7 protein-coding genes are annotated in these 12,592 nt (G+C 38.7%); 6 read left to right on the forward strand and 1 reads right to left on the reverse strand.

Annotation, left to right across the window (positions count from 1 at the left end; all coding sequences use genetic code 11):
* On the forward strand, window positions 1-600 hold a 600-nt coding region (locus tag AC4J95_RS20320), incomplete at its 5' end, for a glucosaminidase domain-containing protein (RefSeq protein ID WP_494551417.1).
* A gap of 259 nt (window positions 601-859) precedes the next feature.
* Here the strand turns inward: AC4J95_RS20320 and AC4J95_RS20325 are convergent.
* Window positions 860-1,687, reverse strand: a complete 828-nt coding sequence (locus AC4J95_RS20325) for a LysR family transcriptional regulator (RefSeq protein WP_494551418.1) — start codon at window positions 1,685-1,687, stop codon at window positions 860-862.
* A gap of 162 nt (window positions 1,688-1,849) precedes the next feature.
* Between AC4J95_RS20325 and AC4J95_RS20330 the strand changes: the two genes are divergently transcribed.
* The 5 genes from AC4J95_RS20330 to AC4J95_RS20350 all read left to right on the forward strand — a co-directional run.
* A complete protein-coding gene (locus AC4J95_RS20330) occupies window positions 1,850-2,818 on the forward strand; it encodes a TDT family transporter (protein ID WP_494551419.1) in 969 nt (322 codons plus the stop codon).
* A 131-nt stretch (window positions 2,819-2,949) separates the two neighbouring features.
* The gene (locus AC4J95_RS20335; protein WP_494551420.1) at window positions 2,950-3,177 is read left to right on the forward strand and encodes a hypothetical protein; all 228 of its coding nucleotides are present in this window, start codon (window positions 2,950-2,952) and stop codon (window positions 3,175-3,177) included.
* A gap of 146 nt (window positions 3,178-3,323) precedes the next feature.
* Window positions 3,324-4,298, forward strand: coding sequence for an L-lactate dehydrogenase (locus tag AC4J95_RS20340; protein ID WP_494551421.1), 975 nt, complete (start codon window positions 3,324-3,326; stop codon window positions 4,296-4,298).
* A gap of 402 nt (window positions 4,299-4,700) precedes the next feature.
* A complete protein-coding gene (locus AC4J95_RS20345; RefSeq protein WP_494551422.1) occupies window positions 4,701-6,236 on the forward strand; it encodes an AcpB/EbpR/MafR family transcriptional regulator in 1,536 nt (511 codons plus the stop codon).
* A gap of 123 nt (window positions 6,237-6,359) precedes the next feature.
* Window positions 6,360-12,592 (forward strand): SpaA isopeptide-forming pilin-related protein (locus tag AC4J95_RS20350; RefSeq protein ID WP_494551423.1); only part of this gene is annotated, 6,233 nt, incomplete at its 3' end.

The raw sequence follows: 12,592 nt of genomic DNA on the forward strand, positions 1-12,592 counted from the left end.
TTTCGTTCCACGAGCTGGATGGGGGTGACCTTCCAAACGCTAGAGCAGGATAAGGTTGGTGCAAGCTTTCAGATTACTTCCGAGTTTAGAAAATATCCTTCCTATAAAGAGTCTTTAGAGGATTATGCGAAATTGCTCAAAAAAGGAATCACAGGAAATGCAGAGTTCTATAAAGGAGCGTGGAAGGATCAGGCAAAGACCTACGAAGAAGCAACGGAGTATCTGCAAGGACGCTATGCCACGGATAAACAATATGCGGAAAAATTAAATGCCATCATCGAAGCCTATGACCTAACCGAGTTTGATCAGACAGAGGATGAACAAAGTGAAGGACCAGTGATTGATGCAGGGAAATCAACGTTTACCGAGTATGATCGTTTGCAGAAAAAGTTGATTCTTAGTGTCCTGAAAACACAACAAATTCCACAAAGGATGTCGGTCAAACAATTTATTAGCCTGTTCAAAGGAGAAAGTCTGATTGCTCTGGCGACGACAGCAACATCAACAAAAAAAGGAGTATCTAGTGCATTTTCGCCAGCCGCTTCGAGTTACCTCGCGCTAGGGAAGCGACTAGTACTGATGAGTTCAGTAACAGAATAATGAAGGAAAACGAGACAAAAGTCTTCCGGTGGTAGATAAAATCAACAAACTGGAATTCTTCGTCCGTGTAGGTGTTAGCTAGTAAGAAGCTTATTATAGAGCGAAATAGCTTCTGTTGTTATGTCGTCTCACTTGGAAAAAACAAAGCAGTAGGTCAGGATGAAGAATTGTTCTCCATTCTGACCTACTGCTTCTTTGTCATTATGCTTACGTTAATGGCTTTCACTTGTTGTCCAATCTATCTACTTCCATGAGCCTATCACTCGGCCAACTCGGCTAATAATAATTTGATTTGCTCGTAGACAGAATCGATTTCAGGACTAGGGCTTTGAATGTTTTGAATGATAAAAAGGTCTCTATATCTAGCGTCACCATCTAATTCTTTCCACTTTAGTGAATCTGTCAAAGCTAGTTTAGAGATGATTGATTTCCCCAAGTTATTTTCCAACAGCGATAGAATGACTTCACTATTATTGGTTTTGATAATCTGAGGATCTAAATGATTAGCGTAAAGATATGTTTCATTAATAAGATACATACCAGAATCGTTCTCTCTAAGGAGCCAGTAGTCTGATTCGATATTTCCTGCTAGTACAAGCTCATCTTTATAAACGAATTCTTTTTTTATCAGCGGAGAAACAATCGATTTTTCGATTAAGCCAATATGGGCTTTGTTGGCTTCAATGGCATCAATGACTTCCTGCGAGTTCATGATTTTTATTTCAAAGGTTACTAATGGAAATTCAGCGACCAGCTGATTCATGATTTTTGGCAACAAGTAGACAGCCGTGGTATTCGAACAAGCAAGGATGCAGTCGGTTTTGAACTTTTTAGCATTTTTTGCCTGCGAAAATATCATGGATAAGGAGTTTAGCGCGTCAACTACTTTTGGATATAAAAATTCTGCTTGCTTCGTTGGTAGTATTAGCTGCTTTCCTTTTCGATCAAATAAGGTGAACCCCAGCTCAGCTTCCAGTCTTTGGATTTGAATAGAGACAGTGGGCTGTGTTTTAAACAATTTCTTAGCCGCTGTACTAAAATTTCTTGTTTCATAAACGATAATGAAGGTTTTCAATAACTCCAGCATTAGAATCCTCTCCCATTTTTTCTATTAATAAAATTTATATCCGTTATGAAAAATCGGTATTTTACAAATGATTAGCACGCAATTATTATAAGGGTGTAAAAAATATAATTCAAGTAGGATAAAACTGTTAATCGTTTAGAAACGTTTAGAAAGGACAAATGTATGAATAAAACAATAAACAATTTTTTAAAAGCTATTCCGATCCCCCTATGTGGGCTAATCCTAGGAACCGTATCATTAGGGAATTTACTCTTTTCAGAAGGATTTGAAAAGATCGGCGATGTTTTTTGCTTTACCGGTCTTTTGATGATGATCGTGTTTCTCTTTAAAGTCTTCTTTACCTTCAAAGATACAGTCATAGCGTTAAGGAATCCGATTGTCGCGTCAGTAGCGCCGACGTTTACGATGTCTTTGATGGTAATTTCCGTTTTTTTGAACAGATTATTTCCTCATTCTCTATTTACTACGTGCTTATGGGTAATCGCGATTGTCGTGCATCTTGTTTTAATGGGGTATTTCATTAAAGTCCATGTTCTAGCTGTCGAACTCAGCTTTGAAAATGTTTATCCAAGCTGGTTTATCACATTTGTAGGGATAGGGGTGATACCGAATACGTCAGCTGTTTTCATCAAAGAGTTGGGTGAGATTGCGGTATGGGTAGCCTTAATTTTGTACTTCATTTTATTGCCAATAATGGTGAAGAGAATTGTTTTCCAGAAAAAATTGGAGGACTCAGCGATTCCATTGATTACCATTCTAACGGCTCCAGGCTCGTTATGCTTGGCGGGATATTTATCAGTGAGTAAAGAAGCTTCTTTTCCATTTGTTATCACTATGCTGATCTTATCGCAAATCATTTATTTTTGTATTCTATGTTATATGAAAGAAATGCTAAAAGTAGGCTTCTATCCTAGCTATGCAGCATTCACTTTTCCTCTAGTTATTTCAGCGACGGCAATATTTAAAGTAGCTAAAGTTTTTGAAAACAGCTTTTTCCTATCAAAGATCGCTGAATCATTAAGTGTTCTAGAAACGATTGTTGCCATTTTAGTGGTTTGCTATGTCTTAGTTCAGTATGTCATTCATTTGTACACTCAGACAAAGCTGGTGAATGCCTCATCACTGAATTAACCTTAACGACATACTTTCTTTTCCTCCAATAATAGACCTTGCATGAGGGCTGGTGGAGTGAAAAAAATGATTTTCGGCGTAGAGCGCTATTGGATAAAGCTTATGGATATTGAACGAAGGGGGAACAGCCAATGACATTTGGTTTGGGAGATAAAATTACTGTAAAAAATGTGTATGGTGAAATGATTTCAGGAGAAATTGTGAAAATTTACATGAACACTGTTTTAGTATGGAGTGAAACGACCTCACACCTAGTCTGTAAGAAAGAAATCTATAAAAAAGGCGATTCGCTGGACAGAGTCAGTGACCCAATTATTGGCAAGGGTGAATTCACGATTTCAAAATTTAAAAGCGTATAGCGGCAAGAGGAGTTATTGGCTGGAAGCTTGCTACTTACAAACAGAAAAATTGTATTCTCGGGAACATTAGCGTATATCTAGTAGTATAGCTAGGTGTTAGCTGCAAATATGAAAGAATCAAAATAAAAAAATGGAAGTGCATTCTTATGAAACGTACAAGTAGAAAAGTTGCGGTTGTTGGAACAGGATTTGTTGGAACAAGTATTGCTTATTCTATGATCAATCAGGGCATTATTAATGAACTGGTCTTGATTGATGTGAATCAGGAAAAAGCAGAAGGTGAAGCACTGGATCTTTTGGATGGAATGTCTTGGGCACAGGAAAATATTAAAGTTTGGGCTGGCGACTATGCCGACTGTAAAGATGCGGATATCGTTGTCATTACAGCTGGGGTAAATCAAAAACCTGGTCAAACACGTTTGGAATTAATCGATATTAATGCGAAAATTGTTTCGAGTGTAGTGAAAGAAGTGATGAATTCTGGTTTTGATGGTGTTTTAGTGATCGCTTCTAACCCAGTGGATGTATTGACTTATACTGCATGGAAGGCTTCTGGATTGCCAAGCAGTCGAGTAGTGGGGACAGGAACGACACTGGATACAACAAGATTTCGTAAAGAATTGGCCGCAAAATTACAAATGGATCCAAGAAGTATTCATGGCTATATCATTGGAGAGCATGGGGATTCTGAAGTGGCTGTCTGGTCTCATACAACGGTAGGCGGGAAACCATTGTTGGAATTCATCGTAAAAAATAATCGTTTAACAGTAGAAGATTTAACAATTATTTCAGATAGTGTGAAAAATACTGCCTATGAAATTATAAACAGAAAACAGGCGACTTTTTACGGAATCGGCATGAGTGTAGCAAGAATTGTAAAAGCAATCTTGAATAATGAACAAGCAGTTCTGCCTGTATCTGCCTATCTCAATGGTGAATATGGAGAAAGAGATCTATTTACCGGAGTACCATCAGTGGTAGACCAAAATGGTGTGCGGGAAATTATTGAGCTGAATATCGATCCAGAGGAAAGAAAGAAGTTTGCGTTATCAAGTAAGCAGCTGAAAGAGGTTATTCGCTCAGTTGAGACTAAAAAAAATGATGAAGAAAGCTCACTGTAAGAAGTATCCATTTTCTCATCCGTCTAGACCTACAGCTCCATGCTAGTGTTTTTATCGCAAAATCATTCTAATAACACCTTCACTCATTACTACTTGATTGCTCAAGTAGTAATGAGTTTTTTTGACTTATGGCGTGCTTTTTTTCACAGGTAGCTACTCTATTTTTTTCTTATTTGTAAGCCTGATTTCTTTTTTTATTAACAAATTATAAAAGAGTCTTTCTCAATCAAGTTAGTAAAATTTCTAAAAATTTCAAATTGAAAAAGATTATTGAATGAAAATGCATAAATTGAAAATTTTCAAGCATTAAATTACCCCTTTTTTTATTTATTTACTATGATATTAGTAAGGGAATAATGAACGAATGGTTAAATTGATTTGTTAAAGGAATGGGTAAAGGGTATGGAACGAAAGGATTTTTTTGAGAGCCTTCTTGATCGGAAAGAACTGAACCAGCAGCAGATGCTTTTGTTACTAAATTCGATCAACGGACGTTGGGTTTCACGAGAATGGGTAGCACAGAAAATGAATCTGAGTAGACGAGCCACACTGAATACAATCAACGATCTGGCAGAACTGATTGAACGATTGAATCCAGATCAACTCTCTTTTTGCTTATCAAAAAGTCGCGGGATTTTGCTGGAAGTAAAAAATGATGCGGACATTTTTGAATTGACCACTTACATTGCTAAACAATCTGATGCTGTGAAAATGTTGGAATCTTTGCTGCTTGAAGAATTTGAGAGTGTCACGAGTTATGCGCTACGTCACTTCATTAGTGAATCGACGGTTAGAAGGGATCTAAACAAGGTTCATGAGTTGTTGCAACATTATCATATTAAGATCGGTCGAGAGAGTGCAAAATTGCATGGGGAGGAACACCAAATCCGGATGTTCATGGCTATTTTTTATTGGAATGTCTATCGCGGTAGTACTTGGCCCTTCAAGTTTATTGATGAGCAAGCGATTGAGAAGTATGTGGATGATTTGTTGAATAATCAGGCGCTTAGTTACTCAAACATTCCTTATGGTCATAAGCGGCAAATGTCTTACCTTTTCGCTCAAGCGATCATTCGAACTAGAAAAGGCAATTATGTTCAGCTAACGTCTGAGTTTGAAAGGCAATTGACGAACAACTATTTATATCCTTTTTTTGAAAAACGACTACGTGCCTCTTCTGGAATAATCAATCGCAAACATTCGGAGATTCCGTTTTTCTTCGCTGCTTGGTTGGTGCTATCAAAAACGATGGACATTATTAAAGATCCATTCTTAGAAGAGATGCTCTCAAAAATGGCGAAAGAAGATTCAGCGATTTATTCAGCCACAGAATTAATGGTATCTCGTTTTCAAGAAGAATTCTTTCCTATTAATAAAGAAGAAGCCATTCGTTTTCGTGCATATATTACAAGTGCTCACTATTTTGTTTATTGTTTTAAAGGCTTCATTATGGACGTGACGGGGAACACCTATCACAATATCTTCTCGGAGCGCTATCCACGACTTATTGAGAAAACAAGAAACTTTATTCGTGAGCTCTACCTTGAATCGAGAAATCCCATTTTCTTGGAAGATGATTATCTGATGCTTTCTTATATGAGAACCATTTTCTTTCTTGAGGAGCCTTGTAATTATGAAGCGGCAATCACCATTCTAATTGATAGTGATTTGCCTAGATTATTGATTCAGCGATTTATTCGGCAGATAAAAGGCTATTTCAGCTATCTTTACAATCTGCAGATTTACGATGTATTTGATTTCAAAAATGAGCCTGTTGATATTGTATTGACGACCAGTAACATTACCGAAAAGGCTAACATCTATCCCTCAGCCGAGAAGGTAGTTATTTCAAAAACGCTATCAATCATTGATATGTCAAGGCTTGATCGTGTCTTAGAAGTTGTTTCGGAAAGGAACAGAAAGGCTGAAAGGATTTAAATATGGACAGTAGAAACCAAACTTTCAAAAATGATACTGAAATAGTGCGTTTTTTGAAAATAACGGATGGATTTTTTTGTTATAACAGTCATGGTGCTATTCACTAGAAAGGAGTTCAAGAACATGTCGAATAAAAAAATGGTAGATAAATTAATTTATGGATTTATGTCTCTATTGATTTTAGTAAATTCATTAGTACCTCTGACTGTATTAGCAGAGGAAGTAACGACACCTGCCTTTAAACTAGAAACGGTGTCAAAAGGACAGGCGGATAATTTATTGGAGTTAAAGATTTCAGGAACGAAGGGAGGAGAATTATCTCGCAAAATAATCGCTTCAGAAGCGATTATTGAGGAAGCGAAGCTAGAGCAAGCAGGTCAATCAACGAATTTGATTGTTGAAAACAACCAAGGAATTGAGGTGCCTGACGATTTTGCTGGAACAGGGACGATCCATTTATCCTTGAGACAAGAGCAATTAAACGGACAACAGCTGAGATTCACCTATCAAGATCAAACCGTTAGCTATCAACTTCCGCAAATGGCCGATAGCCAGTCAACTGAAGCTACTTCGTCAACAGCGGAATCAAGTCAAAGCAGTGCAGAAACCAGCAGCACTAATTCAAGTACAAGTACAAGTTCAAGTTCAAGTGTAACGACGACTACAACAAGTAATTCTGATGAAGCAACTGATAGCACAAAAACAACTGATTCGCAAAAGGCGGAGAGTACGCCGAATAAAACGGAACGTGTTGATGACCCGACAGATATTAGGACGTATTTTCCAGGTGGCGATGGTACGATTCTAACCGGATCAGAACTTATCTATTTAGATGATCAGGGAAACATTGTTGAACCTCCTGTTCCAGCAAATACGAATGTACGCGTTTTTTATTCTTGGAGCATTCCAGAAGAGATTCGTCAGCAAATCAAACCTGGAGACTATTTTGATTTTCAATTACCGGAAGAATTACGACCTGCAAAACCAATCAATGGTGAATTGAAAAATGAAGACGGTGAAGTATACGCTACTTATACAGTTGATGCAAATGGTCATGTTCGTTTTACATTCACCGATGAAGTTGAGAAGCAAAGTGATATTAATGGAAACTTCTTTTTTGAGGCTGAATTCAATCAGGATCATATCGACGGTCCTGGTGATCTGACGATTCACTATCCAGTAGAAGATAATTTACCACCAGTAAATGTCGAAATTAAGCCTGATACTGAAAAATCAATTGATAAGCAGGGACATTTTGATCGGACACCAAACCCTAATAGTGTTGAATGGACTGTTAATATCAATCAATCCATGGATCATCTAACTGATCCGAAGGTCACCGAGAGCTGGCCTAATGGGATTAATTATAAATCTGTTGAAGTCTATGAGTTGGTGATGAATTTAGACGGAACAGTCAAAGAGGTTGGACGGAAATTAAGTCCTGATGAGTATACAGTTGACAAAAATGGGAATGTCACGGTTAAAGGCGACACCAATAAGGCCTATCGCTTAGTGTATCAAACAGACATTGACGAGTCAGCCAAACCGGATAAAGGTGGAAAAGTCAGTTTCAAAAACAAGGCGAAATTGACAGACAAAAATGACAACGATGGTGTTGATGCAGCTGCGACTGTGACCACCAATTATGGGAAACCAGTGGAAAAGAACATGACTGGTTACGATCCTAACAATCAACTTTTCAACTGGGAAATCAAATATAACTATGATGAGAAAATGATCGCACAAAATGCTGCGACAGTTACTGACACCATCAGTAGTAATATGGATTTAGTTGATGGTTCAGTAAAAATTTATCCGATTACTTTTGATTCAAAAGGACATGAAATCAAAGGTGAACCGTTAGTTGAAGGAAAAGATTATAAATTAGTGGCAAATCCTGACGGTCATGGGTTTAAAGTTGAGTTTTTACATGATATCAACCAAGCGATAAAAATTAACTATCAAACGAAAATGAATGGCATTGTCACTGATCCAACACAGGTCGACAACAGTGTCTCGACCGGAACTGGAAACACTGACGGAGATAAAGGAACTGCTCAGCAACAAAATGTCATCAAAAACCTAACAGATGTGAATTATTCTACCAAAATCGCTAGTTGGAAGATCAATATCAATAAGAACCATTATTATATGAAGAATCTAATACTAACGGACACGTATTCACCAACTCCAGGATTATCCATGGTTGTTGATGAGGATGGGAATCCAGTATTACAAATTCGTGATGTGACGAAGAAAAGGACTCTGACCCCAGGGGTAGATTATGATATTGAAATAGTAAAAAATGGTTCTGGTGATGAAACTGGCTTTAAAGTGACCTTTAAAGAGGACTATAATCCGACGGAATCAGAGCTAGAGCTGACGTATCAAACGCATTTTGATGTTAGCATATTAGATCCGGCGAATCCTGATCTCGACCACTTTAAAAATAATATGTCCGCGGATTGGAAAGATAAATATGATAACGATCATCACTCCGACGATAGTCATAATTTTAAGCCAAATGATCCGTTCCAATTAAATGCTCAAAAAAGCGGGCAATACAACGCTCAGACAAAGGAAATCACTTGGAGCGTTGCTGTTAATCTGAGCGGCAATTCGTTGACGAACGCAACCTTGATCGACAAAATCAAAGACAATCAAGATTACGTGGCTGATTCAGTAAGCATTTATGAAGCTGAAGTTAAAAAGGATGGAACAGTCTTCAAGAAACAACCGGAAACAGTGGTCAATAATGATATGCAAAAGCTAGACCAGCCAAGTAAGCAGAACAATCAAACCTTGACGATTGATTTCCCAGAAGGAGTGAAAACAACCTATATAATTGAATTTAAAACTTCTGTTGCAGGAAAAATTGTTGAAGGCTCAAATCAATATGACAACATTGCCCAATATGAGAATAATGGGGTCGATCGGGACGTATCTGGTGAAGTCGGTATTAAGTATGGCGGAAAATATGTCCAAAAAGCAGGAGAGCAAGATAGTAAAAATCCTGATTACGTCAATTGGAAAGCGATCATCAATCCTTCGCAATCGACTCTGGATAACGTGGTAATCAAAGATGTACCAACTGAAAACCAAGTTATTGACCAAGATTCTATCAAGCTTTATGAAACGACTGTTGCTAAAGATGGAACGATTACGCCAAATTATGACAAACCATTAATAGAAAATATAGATTACACCGTCACTCTAACTACTGATAATCTGACTGGTAAGCAAGAATTGACGATCAAAATGCTGCATAAGATCGATACCGCTTATGAACTGGAATATCGCAGCTATATCACTTCTAGTGCGAGTGGGAATAAGGATACGGTATCCAATCAGATTAGTGTGAGTGGAGATAATGAGCAAAAGGTATCTGGTGGTGACGGCTCCGATGTTGTCGTTGAAATTGATCATAGCGGCGGTTCGGCTACAGGGAAAAAAGGCAAGATCACACTCCAAAAAACGGAGGAAGATGGAAAAACGAAGCTGACTGGCGCGAAATTTCAGCTTTGGAATACCTCTAAAACACAAATGCTACGGGAAGGTGAAGTTGATAATAATGGACAAATCACCTTTGGCAGCTTACCGTATGGCGAGTATTTATTAGTCGAAACGCAGGCGCCGGAAGGATTCACTATTTCAGATGATTTAGTGAAAGGACGGCGAATCACTATTGATGAGAAAACGTCTGCTGAAGCGGCTTCACCATTAACAATTCAGAATGAACGTAGCAAAGTAATTCTGCAAAAAACAGATGCAGCTGGTAATCCAATCAAGTTTGGAGATGGTGTGACAAAAGGGGCACGCTTCAAATTGGAAAAATTGAACCAATTAGCACCAGCTCAGTCATTATGGGATGAAATCGCATTAAGTCCTGATCGGACAAATAGTGACGGAATCCTCGAAATTAATAGTCTAGCACTTGGTTTTTATCGAATTACTGAAATTGAAGCTCCGGACGGGTACTTGATTAATACATCACCGATGTATTTCTTGGTTTATCAGAATAGCAATCATCAAGTACCAATCCATAACTTGGATTACCACAACCATAAAGGCAGCGCTCAGCTGATCAAAAAAGATAGTGATGGAAATCCTTTAGCTGGTGCGGAGTTTGATGTTGTAGATAAGCAGGGAAAGAAAGTCAATCAGCAGCCGCTTGTGTCTCAAGCAGACGGCAAGGTTACTGTGAAAGATTTGGCGCCTGGTGACTATAAATTTGTTGAGACCAAGGCACCAGATGGGTATGTACTCAATAGTAAAGAGATTCCGTTTACCATTGATGAAACGGCCAATAATCAACCGAAAACAGTGACGACGCAACCAGATGGCTCCCCATTAGAATTAGCTAATTATCAAGGCTCAGTTGAAGTTATAAAAAAAGACAAAGCAGGCAAAACCTTAGCCGGTGCTGAATTTGATCTTTACAACGATAAAAATCAAAAAATGAATTCGAAACCAATTACATCGAATGAAGATGGAAAAATCCATATTGATCATTTGCCGCCAAGTACCTATAGTTTGGTGGAAACCAAAGCACCAACAGGCTATTTAATCAACACGAAGAAGATCACCTTTACAATAGCTAGTTCGCACAATGGAAAACTACCTGTCATTGAGCTATCAGATTTCATCAATTACAAAGGGGCTTTCCAAATCGTCAAACGGAATACTGATGGTGAAGGGTTAGCCGGTGCTGAATTTACGCTTTACGACAGTAATAAACAGCCATTGAATAAAAAAGAGGTCAGTGATAAAGACGGAAAAATCATTTTTGAAGATTTGGCTCCAGGCACATACTATTATCAGGAAACTAAGGCACCAACAGTAGCTGAGGGTGCAGATTATGTTATTAACCCAGCTTTGATTAAAGTAGAAATTCCAGATCGGGCAGAGGGCGACCCTAAGGTCTATCCATTAGGGGATTTCCAAAACTTCCGAGGCAAGGCGCAAGTTACGAAAGCAGGTGAGGGTGCTTCCATCGCTGGTGCTGAATTTGAGCTTTATCGTATCGTTAATGGAGAAGAACATCTTGTGAAAAAGATTGTTGCTCCTGAAAATGGGCGCCTTGATATCTCTGGACTAGGTGCGGGAAATTATAAGCTCGTGGAAACCAAGGCGGCTCCTGGTTATGTCATCAATGATCAACCAATCTATTTCGTCGTTCAAGAAAACGATGACGAGAATCCGAATATTGATAATTTAGATTTTAATAACTATCAAGTTGAGATCACGGGCCATAAAATCGCTAAAGATCAAAAACCATTAGCTGGGGCTGAATATCAAGTCTTTGAAGCTGACGAGAATGGTCAGCCGACCGGTGATCCTATCTCTGTAACCAATCGAAGTGGTGAGAGGACCGACACGATCAAAACAGATGAAAATGGAGAAATTTACTTCAAAGGTATTGATCTAAAGGATGAGAAACATAAAAAGTTTGTTTTGATTGAGACTCAAGCTCCTGCCGGCTACATTCTTGATACGACCCCACATCCATTCGAGATCACGGAACAGACAGGAAAACCAGACCCAATCGAATTGGGCAACCTTATTAATTACCAAGGCTCTGTGACACTCTTAAAGAAAAACGATACAGGAAATTCCTTGAAAGGCGCTGAGTTCGAGATTCGCGATCAATCAGGGAAGGTTCAAACAGTTCTTGATGCAGATGGCAAAGAAACGAAGACCTTGACTTCTGATAAAGCAGGTAAGGTTTACGCGACCGGATTAGCTCCTGGAAAATATTTGCTGGTTGAAACCCAAGCTCCAGAAGGATACCTGTTGAATCCAACCGAAGTTCCATTTGAAGTAGATGAAAAAGCAGCAGGCGAACCAGAAACAATTACTTTAGCCGATTTCATCAACTATCAAGGCTCTGTTCGGATGAAGAAGGTTTCGGAACAGGGGACGACCTTAGCTAACGCAGTCTTTGAATTGCGACAAAACGGCAAAGTGCTGGATGAGTATAAGGTGGATGAGACTGGTTTATTGTCAATCGATCATTTAGCCCCAGGAAAATATACCCTGACTGAAATCAAAGCGCCAGATGGTTACTTGATTAATACAGAGGAGATTGCTTTTGAGATAGCTGATGAACCAGCGGATAACCCCCAAGAGATCATCTTGCAGGATTTCGTGAACTATCAAGGCTCTATTACCTTCGTGAAGAAAAATGATGCAGGAGATCCTTTAAAGGGTGCTGAATTCGAGATTCGTGATCAAGCAGGTAAGGTTCAAACAGTTCTAGACGCAGAAGGCAAAGAAACGAAGACCTTGACTTCTGATAAAGCAGGTAAGATTTACGCGACCGGATTAGCTCCTGGAAAATATTCGCTGGTTGAAAC

The sequence above is a fragment of the Enterococcus sp. GPZ-007 genome, from assembly GCF_059374735.1.